Annotated in this window: 13 protein-coding genes; 7 read left to right on the forward strand and 6 right to left on the reverse strand. The window is 71.5% G+C overall.

Annotated features, from left to right (window positions below; all coding sequences use genetic code 11):
- Window positions 1–10 precede the first annotated feature (10 nt).
- On the forward strand, window positions 11–442 hold the full coding sequence (locus B0I33_RS13775; protein ID WP_106179144.1) for a MarR family winged helix-turn-helix transcriptional regulator: 432 nt from the start codon (window positions 11–13) through the stop codon (window positions 440–442).
- Between the two features lie 14 nt (window positions 443–456).
- Here B0I33_RS13775 and B0I33_RS13780 read toward each other — a convergent pair whose 3' ends face one another.
- Together B0I33_RS13780 and B0I33_RS13785 are read right to left on the reverse strand one after the other, a co-directional pair.
- Complete coding sequence (locus B0I33_RS13780; RefSeq protein WP_106179145.1) at window positions 457–2,697, reverse strand: FtsX-like permease family protein; 2,241 nt, start codon at window positions 2,695–2,697, stop codon at window positions 457–459.
- Window positions 2,694–3,413 carry an ABC transporter ATP-binding protein gene (locus tag B0I33_RS13785; protein ID WP_245900665.1) on the reverse strand — a complete coding sequence of 240 codons (720 nt, stop codon included), beginning with the start codon at window positions 3,411–3,413 and terminating at the stop codon, window positions 2,694–2,696. The genes B0I33_RS13780 and B0I33_RS13785 overlap by 4 nt, the downstream gene beginning before the upstream one ends.
- 275 nt (window positions 3,414–3,688) lie before the next feature.
- Between B0I33_RS13785 and B0I33_RS13790 the strand changes: the two genes are divergently transcribed.
- The 3 genes from B0I33_RS13790 to B0I33_RS13800 all read left to right on the forward strand — a co-directional run bounded on the left by B0I33_RS13790 (window position 3,689) and on the right by B0I33_RS13800 (window position 7,479).
- Window positions 3,689–5,323 (forward strand): sensor histidine kinase, encoded by a 1,635-nt coding sequence (locus B0I33_RS13790; protein WP_181193304.1) that lies wholly within the window; start codon window positions 3,689–3,691, stop codon window positions 5,321–5,323.
- Between the two features lies 1 nt (window position 5,324).
- Window positions 5,325–5,990 carry a response regulator gene (locus B0I33_RS13795; protein WP_106179147.1) on the forward strand — a complete coding sequence of 222 codons (666 nt, stop codon included), beginning with the start codon at window positions 5,325–5,327 and terminating at the stop codon, window positions 5,988–5,990.
- Window positions 5,991–6,168: 178 nt separating this feature from the next.
- A complete protein-coding gene (locus B0I33_RS13800; protein ID WP_106179148.1) occupies window positions 6,169–7,479 on the forward strand; it encodes an amidohydrolase family protein in 1,311 nt (436 codons plus the stop codon).
- A 7-nt stretch (window positions 7,480–7,486) separates the two neighbouring features.
- Here the strand turns inward: B0I33_RS13800 and B0I33_RS13805 are convergent, their stop codons facing one another.
- The 4 genes from B0I33_RS13805 to B0I33_RS13820 form a co-directional block, all read right to left on the reverse strand.
- Window positions 7,487–8,188 carry an SDR family oxidoreductase gene (locus B0I33_RS13805; protein WP_106179149.1) on the reverse strand — a complete coding sequence of 234 codons (702 nt, stop codon included), beginning with the start codon at window positions 8,186–8,188 and terminating at the stop codon, window positions 7,487–7,489.
- A 60-nt stretch (window positions 8,189–8,248) separates the two neighbouring features.
- Window positions 8,249–10,345, reverse strand: a complete 2,097-nt coding sequence (locus B0I33_RS13810) for a PhoX family protein (protein ID WP_106179150.1) — start codon at window positions 10,343–10,345, stop codon at window positions 8,249–8,251.
- Between the two features lie 253 nt (window positions 10,346–10,598).
- The gene (locus B0I33_RS13815) at window positions 10,599–11,726 is read right to left on the reverse strand and encodes an inositol-3-phosphate synthase (protein ID WP_106179151.1); all 1,128 of its coding nucleotides are present in this window, start codon (window positions 11,724–11,726) and stop codon (window positions 10,599–10,601) included.
- 50 nt (window positions 11,727–11,776) lie between these two features.
- On the reverse strand, window positions 11,777–12,319 hold the full coding sequence (locus tag B0I33_RS13820) for a PadR family transcriptional regulator (protein WP_106179152.1): 543 nt from the start codon (window positions 12,317–12,319) through the stop codon (window positions 11,777–11,779).
- Window positions 12,320–12,570: 251 nt separating this feature from the next.
- On the opposite strand from B0I33_RS13820, the gene B0I33_RS13825 reads away from it, so the two are divergent.
- From B0I33_RS13825 to B0I33_RS13835, 3 genes are all read left to right on the forward strand, one after another.
- Window positions 12,571–12,969, forward strand: coding sequence for a DUF5318 domain-containing protein (locus B0I33_RS13825; RefSeq protein ID WP_106179153.1), 399 nt, complete (start codon window positions 12,571–12,573; stop codon window positions 12,967–12,969).
- A gap of 88 nt (window positions 12,970–13,057) precedes the next feature.
- A complete protein-coding gene (locus tag B0I33_RS13830; protein WP_106179154.1) occupies window positions 13,058–15,973 on the forward strand; it encodes a transglycosylase domain-containing protein in 2,916 nt (971 codons plus the stop codon).
- Between the two features lie 78 nt (window positions 15,974–16,051).
- A complete protein-coding gene (locus B0I33_RS13835; protein WP_106179155.1) occupies window positions 16,052–17,599 on the forward strand; it encodes a glycosyltransferase family 87 protein in 1,548 nt (515 codons plus the stop codon).
- The last annotated feature ends 60 nt before the right edge of the window (window positions 17,600–17,659 follow it).

A 17,659-nucleotide genomic window follows, 5' to 3' on the forward strand; every position in this document is an offset into this window, starting at 1 on the left:
GAGCCGACCGATGACCACCCCCGGACACGTGCGCACCGCCTACCTCGTCAAACGGCTGGAGCTCGCCGTCCGCGCCCGGCTCGACGCGGCCGTGCGGCCACACGGGCTGACCACCGCCCAGTACACGGCGCTCACCGCGCTGCGCGGCGGGCCCGGCATGTCGTCGGCCCAGCTGGCCCGCCGCTCGTTCGTCAGCCCGCAGACGATGCAGGAGCTGGTCGTCAACCTCGAACGCCGCGGGCTGGTGACGCGGTCGCCCTCGCCGGACAACCGGCGGGTGCTCGGCATCAGCCTGACCGATGCGGGTGAGGCCGAACTGCGCAGGCTCGACGAGGACGTGGACGAGATCGAGCGGCAGATGCTCGCCGATCTGGACGACGAGCAGGTGGCGGCCCTGCGGGAGGCGCTGCGCCGGTGCACGCAGCGCCTCACCGGCAGGTAGGCCGTCCACGCGTCCTACTCGTCGGCCAGCGGCTCCGAGCGGACCCGGTTCAGCGCGGGTCTGCACACCGACGCGGCCAGCAGCGCCACGAGCGCGCCGAGGGCGACCGGTGCCAGGATCCACGGCGTCAGCACGACCGCGCCGGGCTGGATCAGGCTGTAGAGACCCATCGCGACGATCACCCCGACGGCCCCCGCCCCGACGGTGGCCACCAGCGCGGGCATCGCCGCCTCCGTCCGGATCGCCCTCGCCAGTACCCGCACCGGCGTGCCCGCGGCCAGCAGCGCCCCGAAGGTGCGGCGCCGGTCCATCACCGAGCCCGCCGTCGCGATCGCCGCACTGCACCCGGCCAGCAGGGACGCGGCCACCAGGCCGATCACCGTCACCCGGCGCAGGTCGGCCAGCTGGCCCTGCTGCCGGTCCAGCCGTGTCTCCCTGCTCTGGATCTCGATGCCGTGCGCGGACCCGGCGAGCGCGGTGCGGACCACCTCGCGGTTCTCCTCGGTCGTGGGCACGGCCACCAGCGCGTGCTGGAACTCGACGCCCTCGGGCAGCACCGCCGGGTCCACGATCGGCGTGGACGAGATCTCCGCGCCGTTCGACAGGATCGGCCGCATCGGCGTCCCCGGTGCGAACGGTTCCCCCGCCGTGCCCGCCTCCCAGCTGCCGGTGACGGTCAGCTGCTCGGGGTCGAGCGGGTAGTCGCTGTAGATCCCCGGCGTCGCGCTGCACGCGCCGTTCATGTCGAACCGCAGCAGCACGCTCGCCGTGGCACAGTCGGCCACGATCGCGGGCTGGATCGCGTCACTGCCGTTGCGCAGCGTCACCTGGCCCAGGGCCAGCGCGCGCTCGTCCTGCCCGTACCTGGCCAGCTCGTCGTTGGTCTGCCGGACCACGTCCGTGGCCGTGGCCCGGTCCGCTTCCAGGTACAGCACCGAATCGCGGAACGGCGACGAAGAACCGGCCATCGACTCCAGGCTCGGCATCAGCGTCAGCGCCATCGAGCCGGTGAAGACCGCCAGCACGACACCGGCGGAGGCACGGTAGGCGCCCTTCGGGTCGTCGCGCAGCCGCCGACCGGCCAGCAGCATCGCGGGCCGCCGCCAGATCCGCAGGAACACGCCGCCGATCGCGGAGGTCACCCACGGGCCCACGACCATCGCCGACGCGATCACCAGACCGAGGCCGGCCAGCACGGGCAGGACCCCGCCACCGCTGTCAGCCGAGGCCGAGACCATCGCGAAGAAGAACCCGCCGGCCGCGGGCAGGGCCAGCAGGCGCGCCCAGTGCGGCGGCTTGCGGCGGTGCGCCGCCGTCGCGCCGAGCGGCGTCCACATCACCCGGCGCAGCCCGAGCACGGCGGCGAGCAGCACCAGCGCGGGCACCGCCACCACGATCGGCAGCGAAACGGCGAGCGGCAGCTGGAAGTCCGTCGGCTGCCAGGTACCGCCACCCCACGGCACGTGGGACGCTGCCGCGTGCAGCAGCGGGCTCGCGGCGAACCCGAGCAGTGCGCCGCCCGCGGCGGCGATCGCGGTCTCGGCCGCGACCATCGAGATCACCTGCCGGGGAGTGGCACCGGCCAGGCGCAGTGCGGCGAGCCTGCGTTCCCGCCGGGCGGCGGTCAGCCGGGCCGCCGAGGCGACGAGCACGAGGCTCGGCACGAGCAGCACCACCACGCCCACACCGGCGAGGAACCGCAGCTGCAGGTCGTGCTCCGTACCGAGACCGGAGGTGAACCCGTGTTGCGGGTAACCGATCGGCAGCTGGTCGGCCCGTTGCCCGACGAGCGCGACAAGCTGCTCGGGGTACTCGAGCGCATCCTCGCCCAGTGTCCCGACGATCCGGTCGCCGAACCGGTCGGCCAGCTGCGAACCGGGCAGCCGGTCCACCAGCCGGGCGAGCTCCGGCGACACCAGCGCCTCCCCGGGGGCCGGGAACGCGGGTACCCCCTCGGGCAGCCGCACCGAGCCGGGATCGCCGAGGGCGGCGACGTCGACCCGGGTGATCTGCTCGCCGTCGGTGTAGTCCCGGCTCCAGGAAACCGAGATCGTGGCAGGGCCGTCCTCCCCCGAACCGTAGGACGGCTCCTGCCACGAGGCCCGATCGCCGCGCTCCTGCGTGGCGAACGGAAGTCCGATGAGCAACAGCACCAGCGCGGTCGCCACCGCGACGCCGGCCCCGGTGAGCACGGCGGACGTCCGCGTTCTCGAGTCGGCACGGAGCACACGCAGAGCGAGCCGGAAGCTGTTCACGCCGCGCTCACCCCGGTGTCGATCCGGCCGTCGCGGATGGCGACCCGGCGGGGCACCGAGTCCGCCAGCTCCCGGTCGTGGGTCACGATCACCACGGCCGCTCCGGTTTCGGCCGCGGCCCCCAGCAGCGCGTCCATCGTGTCCCGGCCGGTCCGCGTGTCCAGCGCGCCGGTCGGCTCGTCGGCGAAGATCACCTTCGGCTGGTGCGCGAGCGAGCGCGCGATCGCGGCCCGCTGCGCCTCACCCCCGGAGAGCTCACCGGGCCTGCGGCTCTCCTTGCCCGCGAGGCCGAGCTTGCCCAGCCATTCCCGCGCGGTCGCCAGCGCCGACCGCCGCGCCTGACCGCCGAGCAGCAACGGCAGCGCCACGTTCTCCTCGGCGGACAGCTCGGCGACGAGCATCCCCGACTGGAAGACGAAACCGAACTCGGTCCGCCGCAGCTCCGCCCGCCGCGTCTCGTTCAGCCGGTCGATCCGCTGCCCCGCCAGCTCGATCTCACCGGAGTCGGCGCGCAGGATTCCCGCGAGGACGTGCAGCAACGTCGTCTTCCCCGAACCGGAGGGGCCCACGATCGCCAGCGCCTCGCCCGCCTCGATCTCGATGTCCACGCCGGCGAGCGCGTATTGCTCTCCGTAGCGTTTCGTCAGGCCGCGCCCGCAGAGTGCCGGACGCGCCCCGGCCGTCCGCAGTGGATCTTCGGTGGTCTGTGGTCTCACCGCGTACTCCCTGTTTCTCGCCTGTGGTTCGCCGATCAGCCTGGCGTGCCGGGCGATCCCGCCACTTCGGACGGACGGCCACGTTCGGGGACCGCGGCATCGGCCGATCGGCCGATGTGGTGACGGCCTGTCGGCCAAGGTGCGTGCGGGGCGCGATCGTCTACGGTCACGTTGTGTCAGCAACGCCAACCCCCGCGGTACGTCAGGCCCGCGCGTTCCTGCAGTGGCTCGGCCTGCCGGGTGTCGTGCTGGCCGCCGCGCTGCTGTGCGACCTGATGATCATCGGTTCGGCCAGCCTCGACGACATCGGTCCGCGCGGCACGGACCTGCTCCTGCTGCCGGGAATCCTCGCGCTTTCCGCGTGCGCCCTGTGGGGCCGTTCGCAGCCGGTGGCCGCGGCGTGGGCGGGATCCGGCGTGCTCGTGGCGAGCACCGTGGTGATCAGGGCCTACTCGGCCACGCCGTACTCCACGTTGCTGCCGAACATCTCCTTCGCCGAGTTCGTCGCCGGGCTGGAGCTGGTGTTCTTCTGCGTGCAGGCGGCGCGCGGCGGCATCGTGTTCGTCACGACGCTCGCGCTCACCACCGCCGGCTTCCTCGCCGTGGCAGGCCGGGAACCGGTCCGGTCGACGTCGTCGCTGGTGCAGGCCCTCGTCACCGGGTTCGTCCTGCTGGCGATCACCGTGGCCGTCGCGACGCAGCTGCGGCAACCGGTGCCGGAACGGGCCAGGAGCGAGCTCGTCACCCTGGTGCGCCAGCAGTGGCTGCTCGTCGGAGCGCTGGCGCTCGTGCTGTTCCTCGACACCTACCTGGCCGCGGTGAGCGGAGTCATGGGCCTGTTCGTGCTGGCCACCGCCATCGGAGCCGCCACGGCCACCGTCTTCGCCACCCGGTACCCGGTCCAGTCCGGGGTGGCGCTGGCCGGAATCCTGTTCTTGGGCGCGCTGGCCGTGAACGCCGCCGACCGCACCTCCTACAGCCAGTTCGGCGGCTTCCCCGTCACGCAGGTGATCGCGGGCATGGCGGTGACCGTGTTGTTGGTGCGCTCCGCGTCCTCCCGGCGAGCGGCGCAAGTGATCGCATTGCTCACCGTCGTGGTGGCGTCGGGAGCCATCGCGAACACACCGGTGGGCGACATGAGTTCGCTGCGCGGTCTGTTCGTCGCCGCCCTGCTCCTGCTCGGCATCGCGGTGGCCACCGGGCTCTTCCTGCGGGCACGGGACTCCGAACGGACTCGCGTGGTGGAGTCCGCCGTCAGCGAGGCGCAGACCGCGGAGCGGATGGCGCTGGCGCGCGAGCTGCACGACGTGGTGGCCCACCACGTCACCGGCATCGTGGTGCAGGCGCAGGCGGCGCGGATGCTCGCCGAGCAGAACCCGAGAATCGTGGCGGACGCGCTCGACCAGATCGAGCGCGCGGGCACCGACGCGCTCTCGGCCATGCGCCGGCTGGTCCGTAGCATGCGCGGCGACCTGCCCTCGGGCGCGACCGAGTTCAGCGAGCAGGCCACCACCGACCTCGCCGCGGACCTGCGCAGGCTGATCGAGGCAGGCAACCACGGCGTTCCCACCGAGACAGACCTCGACCTGCCGGACTGGCTGCCCCAGGAGGTGGCGCGCTCGGCGCTGCGGCTGGTGCAGGAGGCGCTGACCAACGTCGGCAAGCACGCGGCCGGGGCCACCCGGGCGACCGTCTCCGCCCGGGTGGCCGGCGACGAACTGCACATCAGGGTGAGCGACGACGGCCGCCAGCAACGCGACAGGGCACCCGGTGGGTCGGCGGGCTACGGTCTGATCGGCATGCGTGAACGGGTCGAGCTGCTGCGCGGGCGGCTGTCGGCGGGGCAGGGCCCCGGCGGCGGCTGGGTGGTCGAGGCGTGGCTGCCGGTGGGCGAGGCGGAGAAGGAGTGACGTGATCAGGGTGCTGATCGCCGACGACCAGGACATGGTCCGGATCGGCTTCCGCATGATCCTCGACGCTCAGGACGACATCGAGGTGGTCGCCGACGTCGCGGACGGTGTCGAGGCGGTGCGCAAGGCCAGGGAGCTGCGCCCCGACGTGTGCCTGCTCGACATCCGCATGCCCGGCATGGACGGCCTCGCCGTCACCAAACAGCTCGCCGGTCCCGACGTCACCGACCCGCTGAAGGTGGTCGTGGTGACGACCTTCGACCTGGACGAGTACGTGCACACGGCACTGCGCAACGGCGCGTCGGGATTCCTGCTCAAGGACGCGGGCGCCGGCCTGCTGATCGAGGCGGTGCGGGCGGCCGTCCGCGGCGACGCGCTCGTCTCGCCGCAGATCACCGTGCGGCTGCTGCGGCACTTCGCGGGGGAGGCTCCCCGGCGGACGGCCGAGCCGCCCGCGGAGCCGCTGACCTCGCGCGAGCTGGACGTGGTGCGGGCCGCGGCCCGCGGGCTGACCAACACGGAGATCGGAACCGAGCTGTACCTCTCGCTTTCCACGGTGAAGACGCACCTGGCCTCGGTGCAGTCCAAGATCGGCGCCCGCAACCGGGTGGAAATCGCCGCGTGGGCCTGGCGCAACGGGGTCATGGACGAGCGGCCGGATCACTAGTGTTCCGTGTCCGAGGTTGTTTCACGCTTGCCGGGTGATCCGGATCGTTCCTGGCAAGGCGGAGCGGGGCCCTCGTACCGGGTGCCGTACTCGGGCCTTGCGACAACGCAGCCAGGGGCGGTCTGGGCCCCGGCAAGCGCAAACGTTCTTCGGACACGGAACACTAGGATCGAGTGGCATGAGCCAGCGCCTCCGAGCCCCCGTCGTGCTGCCCGCCGATCCCGCCTGCTCCGTCGTGCGCGACGGCGTGGTGGACGTCGACGACACCGGTCGCGTCTCCTACTGCGGTCCGGCCGCCACGGCGCCGCCCGCGGCCGGCGCCCGCGTCGCGGAGCTGCCAGGCATCCTGCTGCCCGGGCTGGTCAACGCGCACGCGCACAGCCCGATGGTGCTGCTCCGCGGGATGGGCGGGGACCTGCCGCTGCTGCGCTGGCTGCGCGAGGTCATCTGGCCCGCCGAGGCGCGGCTGCGGCCGGACGACGTGCACGCGGGCATGCTGCTCGGCGCCGTCGAGATGCTGCGGAACGGGGTCACCACCAGCGCCGAGATGTACTTCCACGCCGAACGGATGGCCGAGGCGGTGCTCGCGGCGGGCTCCCGGGTCGTGCTCGGCGGCCCGATCATCGACCTGCCCGGGCTGGACTGGCGCTCGATGATCGCCGAGACCGAGCGGTGGATCGACGTGGACGGGCTCGTGTTCGGGGCAGGCGACCGCGTCGAGCTGTCCTACGCCGCGCACTCGGCGTACATGCTGCCGGTGGACGCGCTGCGCGAGATCGCGAAGTCGGCGTCGGCGCGCGGGGCCCTCGTCCAGATCCACGTGGCGGAGGCACCGGACGAGGACGAGCGGCAGCGGGCGGAACACGGTTCGGTGCCGCGCCTGCTCGACCACGTCGGCCTGCTGGACGGCAGGCTGATCGCCGCCCACGCGGTGCACCTGTCCGATGAGGACATCGCGCTGCTCGCCGCGCGCGGGGCAGGGGTCGCGCACTGCCCCGGTTCCAACGCCAAACTCGCCTCCGGGATCGCCCGCCTCACCGATCTCAGGAACGCTTCCGTGCCGGTCGGCCTTGGCACCGACGGCCCGGCCAGCAACGACGATCTCGACCTCTGGGAGGAGGTCCAGCTGGCGCCCATGCTCGCCCGGTTGTCCACTCAGGACTCCACCGCGGTGACCGCTGCCGACGCGCTGCTGCTCGCGACCCGCGGCGGCGCGGAGGCGCTCGGCCGCTCCGACATCGGCTCGCTGGAGCCGGGGCGCTGGGCGGATCTGGTGCACGTCGACCTCGACGACCCCGCGTTCGCCACGGGCCTGGACGTGCCGGACGACCAGCTGGTCGCGAACCTGGTGTGGGCGGCGGGCTCGCGCCGGGTGCGGGACGTGTGGGTCGCGGGCGAACAGGTGGTGGCCGAAGGGGAGGCGACGCGCGTGGACCGCGCCGCCGCGCAGGCGGACGTGCGTACCGCCGCCGCCCGGCTCCGCGCCTGACGGGGCCTCAGCGGGTGGGGCGCGGGCGGACGGTCACCTCGGTGAGGTGCGCGTCCGGGGTCGCGGACACCGCCGCGAGCACGGCCCCCGCCACCGACTCCGGGCGCAGGTACCTCTCCGGCGTGTACTCGCCGCCCTCGCTCGCCACCACGTCCTGCTGCATCTCGGTGTCCGTGCGGCCGGGGTACACCGACGTCACGCGCACGCCGTGCGGTTCCTCCTCCTGACGGAGCACGTCGGCGAACGCACGCAGGGCGAACTTGCTCGCCGCGTAGGCGCCCCAGCCCGCCCGCGCGGACAGCCCCTGACCGGAGTTGAGCAGCACCACGTGCCCGTGGGCGGCACGCAGCGCGGGCAGCAGCAGCCGGGTCAGCTCGGCGACCGCCACCACGTTGACCTCGAGGTTGTGCCGCCACACCTCGGCGGGCGACTCCTCGACCGTGCCCAGCTCCGCGACGCCGGCCGAGTGCACGAGCACGTCGAGCCGCTCGATCCGGCCGGTCGCCTCCCGCAGCGCGGCCGGATCGGTGAGATCGGCGGGCCACGGCCGGGCCCCGGGCAGCTCGCGTGCCACCTCGGCCAGCGCCGCCTCGTCCCGGCCGCCGAGCAGCAGCCGGTGTGTCGGCGCGAGCGCCTTGGCGACCGCGGATCCGATTCCCCGGGAGGCTCCGGTCACCAGGGCGAGGGGCAGCGAAGATCGATCAGCCATGCCGACCACGGTAGCCGCGCCCCGGCACGGGCGCGGCTACCGGCCGTTCGCGCTGGTCGGCTAGTCGACGCCGATCCGGCCGCTGCGGCCCCAGCGGCCCTCCTTCCACACCGCGACGACCGAAGGCCGCGGCTGGGTGTCGCCACCGTCGGGCCAGTGCGACTCGGGGTCGGCGGGCGTGCCGCCCTCACCCGGGTGCTGCACGGCCACGAGCACCAGGTCGTCGGTGACGACCGGGCCGCAGGCCTCCGCGCCCACCGGCACGGTGAGGAACTGCTTCACGTGTCCCCGCTCCGGGCCCTGGACCGGCACCGAGAACAGGCCGTCGTTGGAGCCGAGGTTGTTGCCGTCGGTGGAGATCCACAGGTTCCCGTACCGGTCGAACGCGACGTTGTCCGGGCAGGAGATCGGGCTGACCTGGTCCTTCGGGAACCCGCCGAAGTAGGTGTCGGCCGTGGCGGGATCACCGCAGACCAGCAGGATCCGCCAGGAGAACCGCGTCGCCGCCGCGTCCCCGCGCTCCTCCTCCCACTCGATGACGTGACCGTTGCGGTTGCCGACCCTGGGGTTCGCCTCGTCGACGCCGGCCTTGCCCGCCGCCCCGCGGTCGCTGTTGTTGGTCAGCGCGGCGTAGATGCGGCCGTTGACGGGGTTCGCCTCGATGTCCTCGGGGCGGTCCATCTTCGTGGCGCCGACCTTGTCCGCGGCCAGACGCGTGAAGACGTAGACCTCCTCGGCGGTGAAGCCGGGGACGAACGACCTGTCGCCACTGGCGAGCGGGATCCACTCGCCCCTGCCGTCGAACTCGCCGTCGGCGGGCAGCGTGCCACTGCCGTCGATCTCGCCCGCCGGGCTGTCGCCGGTGAACCGGGCGACGTAGAGGGTGCCGTCGTCCAGCAGGCTCATGTTGTGCCTGCGGGCGTGCGCGCTGCGGCCCTTCTTGTACCTGCCCTTGGAGACGAACTTGTAGATGTAGTCGAACCGCTCGTCGTCGCCGGAGTAGACGACCACCCGGCCGTCCTTGGCGATCTTGACGTTGGCCGCCTCGTGCTTGAACCGGCCCAGCGCGGTGTGCTTGACCGGCTTCGAGTTCGGGTCGTTCGGGTCGATCTCGACGACCCAGCCGAACCGGTTCGGCTCGTTCGGCTCCTGCGCGACGTCCCAGCGCTTGTCGTACCGCTCCCACCTGCGCCTGCTGGCGGCGCCGGAGAGGCCGTACCGGCGCAGCCGCTCGGCCGCGACCGGGTCGGTCACCGTGCCCGCGTTGGCGAAGTACTGGTTGAAGTTCTCCTCACCGGAGAGCACCGTGCCCCACGGGGTGACGCCGCCCGCGCAGTTGTTCTGCGTGCCGAGGACGGTGCGGCCCGTCGGGTCGGCGGAGGTCTTCAGCAGGTCCGAACCAGCGGCAGGGCCACGCAGCTCGAACTCGGTCTCTAGGGTGATGCGGCGGTTGTACCGGCTCGGCACGACGCGCAGGCCGCCCCTCGGGTCCCGGATGGCCTGGACCACGGAGAGGCCGTGCGCCGCCCAGCCGATGCGGACCTGCTCCTCGGTCGGGTTGTCCGGGTCGTACGTTCCGGCCGGGAACATCATGGTCTCGCTGGTGTACTCGTGGTTGACGACCATGAGGTTGCGCCAGCCCAGCGGGTCCTGCGGGATCAGCCCGACGAAGTCGCAGTTGTAGCCGAACTGCTTGGCCTGCGCCGCGGCGCTCTGGTTGGCGAAGTCGAACCGCGGCGCGCCCCACTCCACCGGGTCGCCCCAGCGGATCACGACGTCCTGCTCGTAGCCGTCCGGGATCACGACGGCGTCGGCGGTGTTCGGCGCGACGGGCTCGTAGTCGGTGCCGGGAACGGTCCGCCTGCCCTTGTCCCGTCCCTTGCCCCGCCCGGCCAGCGCGGGCGGGACGGTGCCCGCGGACGCGGTGCCGGACAGGGCGGCGAAACCACCGGCCGTGGCGGCCATCACCGCGCTGGCCTTCAGCGCGCCCCGGCGCGAGAGCACGCCCTTGACGACGTCGCCGAAGTAGGCGTTGTCCGACTCGTTGGGCGCGGGGTGCGCGCACGCGTTGCCGCAGCGGTACTCGCAGGTGACCGCGGACCGGCCGGCACGGTGGGAGTTCAGCAACGGCAGGAACCGTCTCGGTGCGACGGACACGGGGCCTCCAAGTCACTCAGTCAGGGGAACGAGAGTGACCGTATGTGCCGAAAGCAAGCCCACAACGTACGTCAAGTTAACGCCGGACGAACCCCGGCCATCCGGCCACGTGAGCGACAAGTGTGGCAGTGGTCGCACCGTTCGGCCAGCGACGGAAGTCGCGAACCGGCCGAGTGGCCCGTTACGGACGAGACATGTCCGTAACGGGCCACTCAGGGCAGTGGAGTCAGTGGCCTCGGTGGCCTCGGTGGCCTCAGCGCTCGACCTCACCGCTGATGAACCGCTCGACGGAGTCGCGCGCGGTGGAGTCGTCGTACTGCACCGGCGGCGACTTCATGAAGTAGGAGGACGCCGAGAGCAGCGGGCCGCCGACACCGCGGTCCTTGCCGATCTTGGCGGCGCGGACGGCGTCGATGATGATGCCCGCCGAGTTCGGGGAGTCCCAGACCTCGAGCTTGTACTCCAGGTTGAGCGGCACATCACCGAAGGCCCGCCCCTCGAGCCGGACGTAGGCCCACTTGCGGTCGTCCAGCCACTGGACGTAGTCGGAGGGACCGACGTGCACGTTCGCCGTGCCGAGATCGCGGTCCACCTGCGACGTCACGGCCTGCGTCTTGGAGATCTTCTTCGACTCCAGCCGGTCGAGCTCCTTCATGTTCTTGAAGTCCATGTTGCCGCCGACGTTCAGCTGCATGGTGCGGTCGAGCTGGACCCCGCGGTCCTCGAACAGCCTCGCCAGCACCCGGTGCGTTATCGTCGCTCCGACCTGCGACTTGATGTCGTCACCGACGATCGGCACGCCCGCCTGCTCGAACTTCGCGGCCCATTCGGGGTCGGACGCGATGAACACGGGCATGGCGTTGACGAACGCGACACCGGCGTCGAGCGCGGCCTGCGCGTAGAAGCGGGCCGCCTCGGTGGAGCCGACCGGAAGGTAGGACACCAGCACGTCCACCTCGGCCGCCCGCAGCGCGGCGGCCACGTCCACCGGCTGCTCGTCCGACTCCTCGATGGTCTCCCGGTAGAACTTGCCGAGCCCGTCCAGCGTGTGCCCCCGCTGCACCGGCACGCCGAGCGGCGGCACGTCCGTGATCTTTATGGTGTTGTTCTCGCTCGCGACGATGGCCTCCGACAGGTCGCGACCCACCTTCTTGGCGTCCACGTCGAACGCGGCGGCGAACTCGATGTCGCTGATGTGGTAGTCGCCGAACTGAACGTGCATCAATCCGGGAACGCGCGTGGTGGGATCCGCGTCGCGGTAGTAGTGGACACCCTGAACAAGCGAAGCCGCACAGTTTCCGACGCCGACGATGGCCACCTTCACCGTGCTGTTGCCGGCCCCCTGACGGGGACCAGCCCCCGCCGCGCGGTTCTCGCCCATGCCGGTTTCTCCTTACTCGTGATCCTGTCGTAGGTCGTGCCGAGGCGCGGTCAGGTCTCCTGTCCGCGCTGCTCGGCCTGTTCGTGCGCGATCAACTCGTTGAGCCAGCGCACCTCCCGCTCGCTCGTCTCCAGGCCAAGCCGGTGCAGCTCACGGGTGTAGCGGTCGATCTTTTCCTCGGCCCTGGCCAACGCTGCCCGGAGCCCCTCCCTACGTTCCTCGACGCGGCGGCGCCTTCCCTCGAGAATTCGCATCCTGACGTCGGCAGGCGTCCTGGAGAAGAACGCCAGGTGCACACCGAAGCCTTCGTCGTCCCACGTCTGCGGACCGGCGTCGGCCAGCAGTTCGGCGAACCGCTCCTTGCCCTCCGCGGTCAGCTTGTAGACGCGCTTGCCCCGGCGTCCCCAGCCCGCTCCCGCCTCGGTGGACTCCTCGACGATGAGGCCCGCGCGCAGCAGCCTGCGCAGTGTCGGGTACAGCGAGCCGTACGAGAACGTGCGGAATGTGCCCAGCGTCTCGTGCAGCCGCTTGCGCAGCACATAGCCGTGCATCGGCGCCTCGTGCAGCAGTCCCAGCACCGCGAACTCCAGCACGACACACCCCCTCACGGGAACAAACGGCAACACCGGACGTTGGTCGGGTTACCCGCCCGATGTTGCACTCAACCTACCGACGAATTATATCGCACCGATACATCGAAGTGGCGGAGATAACCTCCGGTCCATCGACACGGGTGGGAGAGTTCATCGAATCGTTATCCAGTCTGCGCGTGTCAGGATCGTCACGCGAAACGATCTCGCGTATGGCCCGTCGCCGGTGGCGGCACAACACGTACTCTGTTGACGTGCGAAACCAGCGGCAGGTCGTCGACTACGCGCTGCAGCGCCGTGCGCTGCTCGCGGAGGTCCACTCGGGTCGCGTCAGCACCCTCGACGTGTGCGACGCCAACCCGTACCTGCTCAGGGCCGCCAAGTTCCACGGCCAGCCGAGCAAGACATCCTGCCCGGTCTGCCGCAAGGAGGCGCTCACGCTGGTGTCCTGGGTGTTCGGGGACGAGCTGCGCCACGTCGCCGGCTCCGCCAAAGCGCCGGAAGAACTCGAGCGGATGGCCAACCTGTTCACCGAGTTCACCGTCTACGTGGTGGAGGTCTGCCGTTCGTGCGCCTGGAACCACCTGGTCCAGTCGTACGTCCTGGGCACGGGGAAGCCACACCCGGGTTCGCGGAGGACCGCGGGTCAGTGACGGCAGGCACCCGCAGGGGAAGAGTTCCCCAGGGCTTAGGCTCCGATTGCGGAACGGCGGCGTGCGCGCCGATCTGGGAGGCTCTGAATTGAACGACCACGAGAATCGTCGCTGGCCGGAACAGGATCCGGGGGGTGGCCGCCACAGCCAGTGGCCTGGCGGCGACGACGCGGCACCGCAGTGGCCGACCGGTGACGAACCCCCCGCTCGGCCTCCGCTGCGCGGCCGTCCCCAGCAACAGCCGCAACCGCCGCAGCCACAGTGGCCCTCGGGTGAGGAGCCACCGGCTCCCCGCTGGCCGGGGCAGCCCGAAGCGGACCGACCCGCCCGCCACGCACAGGGCGGCCGTCCGCTGCCCCCGCCCGCACACCGGCAGGGCCCGCCGCCCCCCGGCGGGCGGCCGCCCGGCGGGCCGCAGCAGCCCGGTTACCGGCAGCCGCCCCCGCCCCGGCAGCCGCAGGGGGCGCAGCCACCCCAGCACCCCCACCATCCACAGCACCCGCAGCGGCCCCACCAGCAGCAACCGCAGCAACCGCAGCAGCAGCGGCAACCGCAGCGCCGGCCGCAGGCCGACCAGCCGACCGGCCTGGTGGCGCCACCACCACCGCAGGCCGAGCAGCGCGAGCCCGAGCTGCTGACCCACCACGTGCACAACGGCACCACGGGCGGTCCCGCGTACGGCGGTGCCGGTGGCGTGGATGGCCACGGCGGCTATGACGGCCACGGCGACCACGACGGGTACGACGAGTACGACGACCGCTGGTCCGACGAGCAGGAGCACCGCTTCCACGAGAGCGGCCTCGACGACGAGGACGGCGACGGCAAGCCCGTCCTGACGCCGGAGGAACGCAAGCGCAGGCGCTGGAAGCGGATCCGGCGCGCCGCCTACGCGTTCGTGGCGATCTTCTTCGTCCTGCCCGCGCTGGCGTTCACGATCACGTACTTCCTGGTCGACGTGCCGTCGCCGAAGGAGGTGGCCGCCGAGCAGAGCAAGGTGGTCACGTTCTTCTTCGCCAACGGCAAGGAGATGGGCAAGGAGATCCCGCCCGGCGGCGGCAACCGCATCCTGCTGGAGCAGGACGAGATCCCGGACGTCGTGAAGCACGCGGTGTACGCGGCCGAGGACGCCACGTTCGAGACCAACGCGGGCTTCGACGTCACCGGCATCATGCGCGCGGTCTGGAACCAGCTCACCGGCGGCGTCGGTGGCGGCTCCACGATCAGCCAGCAGTACATCAAGATCGCCACGCAGAACGACGAGTACAGCTACACCCGCAAGTTCACGGAGCTGGTCAAGTCGTTCAAGATGAACAACGAGCAGTCCAAGGCCCAGATCATCACCGCGTACCTGAACACGATCTACTTCGGGCGCGGGGCGTACGGGATCGAGACCGCCGCGAACGCGTACTTCGGCAAGTCGGCGAAGGACCTCACCGCGTCCGAGGCGGCGCTGCTCGCCGGCATGATCCAGCAGCCGGGCCGCTCGGAGAACGAGCAGGTCCGCCAGCAGCGCTGGTCCTACGTGATGGACCAGATGGTGCAGAACAAGTGGCTCCCGGCCGCGGAACGGGACGCCGCGCAGGTGCCGAAGCTGATCCCGCTCGAGAAGGCCAAGCCGCAGACCATCACCGGCCCGAACGCGTACATCCAGCGGCGCGTGATGGCCGAGCTCGCGGCCAAGGGCTACCCGGAGGAGAAGGTCCAGTCCGGCGGCTACCGCATCCACACCACGATCGACCCGAAGGCCCAGCGCGCGGCCGTCCAAGCGGTGAACGAGGTGATGAAGGACCAGCCGAAGAACCTCCGGAAGGCGCTCGTGGCGGTGGACCCGAACACCGGCGCGGTCCGCGCCTACTACGGCGGGCCGAACAAGCCCGGCGTCGACGAGGTCGACTGGGGCGCGATCCAGCGCAACCCCGGCTCGTCCTACAAGCCGTTCGACCTCGTCGCGTTCCTGCAGCGCGGCAAGGGCATCGGCGAGGTGTACAACGGCAGCTCGCCGCGGGAGTTCGGGGGCGCGGTCGTCCGCAACTCCGAGGGCGTGGACTGCGGCGAGTGCACCGTGGCCGAGGCCATGGAGAAGTCGATCAACACCGTGTTCTACGACATGGTGTTCAACGACCTGGGGGTGCAGGCCGTGGTCGACGCCGCACTCGACGCGGGCATCCCCGAGCAGGGCCCGCAGGGCGCGACCATGGCCAACGCCGACCCCAACATCTCCATCGGCGGTGGCACGGTCGAGGTGAGCCCCACCAGCATGGCCAACGCCTACGCGACCTTCGCGGCCGACGGCATCCGGCACGAGACCCACTTCGTCGCCAAGCTGGAGACCGCGGACGGCGAGGTCATCTTCGACGAGACCGGTGCCGCGGCCAACAAGGGCGAACCCGCCTTCTCGGACGACCCGGAGAAGAGCAAGCAGATCGCGGGCAACGTCACGGAGTCGCTCGAGCCGGTGCTCAGCTACTCCGACCTCGAGTGCACGGACGGCAGGGACTGCGCGGGCAAGACCGGCACCCACCAGTACGTGGATCCGGACGGCAAGGACGTCAACGAGAACGCGCAGGCCTGGATGGTCGGCTACTCGAAGCAGATCTCGGCCGCCGCCTGGGTGGGGACGGGGAAGAACGAACCCATCCGGGACGCGAGCGGCCGCCGCATCTACGGCAGCGGGCTGCCCGGAGCGATCTGGCAGAACTTCATGAACCGCTACCACGAGGGGCTGCCGAAGCTGGAGTTCCCCGAGGTCGAGCTCATCGGCAAGTCGCCGGTCACGCAGGATCCGACCCCGACGTACTCGCCGCCGCCGACCAGCTCGTCGGAACCGACCACCGAGTCGAAGCCGACCAAGACGAAGGAGAACAAGCCCACGCACACCCCGACGTGGACCCCGTCCGTGCCGACCGGGAGCGAGACGTCGACCGAGCCGACGGAGACCACCGACCGGCCCATCGTGCCCGGGTGGGGCAGAGACCCCGGCGAACCGACGGAAGAGGACCAGTAGCTCGTGAGTGTGCCCCGGACCGGGTCGGGTCCGGGGCACACTCACCAACAGGTCCGGCCCGCCCGTAACATTCGGCCCGTGTCCAGCGATATCCGTGCTTCGGCCAGCGAGACACCCGACACCCACGCGCTGGACGTGTCGCAGCGGGTGGTGCCGAGCTGGACCGAGCCGGTCGTGGCCGCCGCCAGCAAACCGGCGGGCGGTCCGCTCGGCGAGCACGCGGCCGTCGGCAGGCACTGGTTCTGGACACCGCTGCGGGTCTGCCTCCTGCTGGCGGTACTCACACTGACCCTCGGCTGGTTCGGCAAGGCGGCCTGCATCCAGCAGTACGTCAACGACCAGGGCCAGGCGGAGCTGGACTGGCGGTCCGGCAGGCCCTACGTCGCGATGTGCTACTCGGACATCGTCCCCCTCTACGGCGCCGAACGGCTCGACCGCGAGGACACCTTCCCGTACGCCACCAGCTGGGTCGAGAACGAGGGCACCCCCCGCGAACAGGTCCGGTACATGGAGTACCCGGTGCTCACCGGGCTCTTCCAGTGGGCCAACGCCAAGCTCGCGCACGCCTGGAGCGACGGCGCGGCCGCGGGCTGGCTGCCCGGTGCGCTCCCCGTGGCGATCTACTTCAACATCACCGCGTTCTTTCTCGCGCTGGCCTGGCTCGTCACCGTGTGGGCGGTCGCGCGGACGGCACGCAGACGGATCTGGGACGCCGCGCTGGTCGCGATCTCCCCGATCGTCGTAGTGCACGCCTTCACCAACTTCGACACGCTGTCCACGGCGTTCGCCGCCACCGGGCTGCTCGCGTGGGCCCGACGCAAACCCGCGCTGGCCGGACTGCTGTTCGGGCTCGGCGCCGCGGTGAAGCTGTACCCGCTGTTCCTGCTCGGCCCGCTGCTGGTGTTGTGCCTGCGCGCGGGCCGGATGCGGACGTGGGCCACCACCGCCCTCGTCGCGGCGGGCACGTGGACGGCGGTGAACCTGCCGTTCGCGCTGTTCCTGCGGCAGGGCTGGGCCGAGTTCTTCCGGCTCAACACCGAACGCGGGATGGACCCGGACTCGCTCTACAACGTGGTCTCCTACTTCACCGGCTGGGCGGGCTTCGACGGCAGGCTCATGCACGGCGAGACGCCGACCGTGCTGAACACCGTGAGCGGAGCGCTGTTCCTCGCCTGCTGTGCGGGCATCGCGTACCTCGCGCTGCGCGCACCCGTCCGGCCCCGGGTGGCCCAGCTGTGCTTCCTCGTCGTGGCCGCCTTCCTGCTCACCAACAAGGTGTGGAGCCCGCAGTACTCGCTGTGGCTGGTGCCGCTCGCCGTCCTCGCCATCCCGCGCTGGCGGCTGCTGCTCGGCTGGATGCTCGTCGACGCCCTGGTGTGGGCGCCGCGGATGTTCTACTACCTCGGCACCGACAACAAGGGGCTGCCCGAGGGCTGGTTCCTCGGGACGGTGGTCGTCAGGGACATCGCGGTGATCGTCATCTGCGCACTGGTGATCAGGGAGATCTACCGGCCTTCGACCGACCTGGTCCGGATGGCGGGCGACGACGACCCGGCCGGCGGGGTCCTGTCCGGGGCGGCCGACACCGTCGTGGTGCGGCGCCGCCCCGCGCCCGCCCGCGCCTGACCGACGGCGGGCTCCGCCGACAGGGCCGCCACGAACAGCCCGGCCAGCAGGGCCGCCCGT

It is taken from the genome of Prauserella shujinwangii, assembly GCF_003001955.1.
Classification (GTDB): Bacteria; Actinomycetota; Actinomycetes; order Mycobacteriales; family Pseudonocardiaceae; genus Qaidamihabitans; species Qaidamihabitans shujinwangii.

What these genes read in the sequence shown, in the direction of transcription:
- B0I33_RS13775 (WP_106179144.1), top strand. Translation starts at nt 11, where the DNA reads ATGACCACCCCCGGACACGTGCGCACCGCCTACCTCGTCAAACGGCTG.
- B0I33_RS13790 (WP_181193304.1), top strand. Translation starts at nt 3,689, where the DNA reads ATGATCATCGGTTCGGCCAGCCTCGACGACATCGGTCCGCGCGGCACG.
- B0I33_RS13800 (WP_106179148.1), top strand. Translation starts at nt 6,169, where the DNA reads ATGAGCCAGCGCCTCCGAGCCCCCGTCGTGCTGCCCGCCGATCCCGCC.
- B0I33_RS13805 (WP_106179149.1), bottom strand. Translation starts at nt 8,188, where the DNA reads ATGGCTGATCGATCTTCGCTGCCCCTCGCCCTGGTGACCGGAGCCTCC.
- B0I33_RS13815 (WP_106179151.1), bottom strand. Translation starts at nt 11,726, where the DNA reads ATGGGCGAGAACCGCGCGGCGGGGGCTGGTCCCCGTCAGGGGGCCGGC.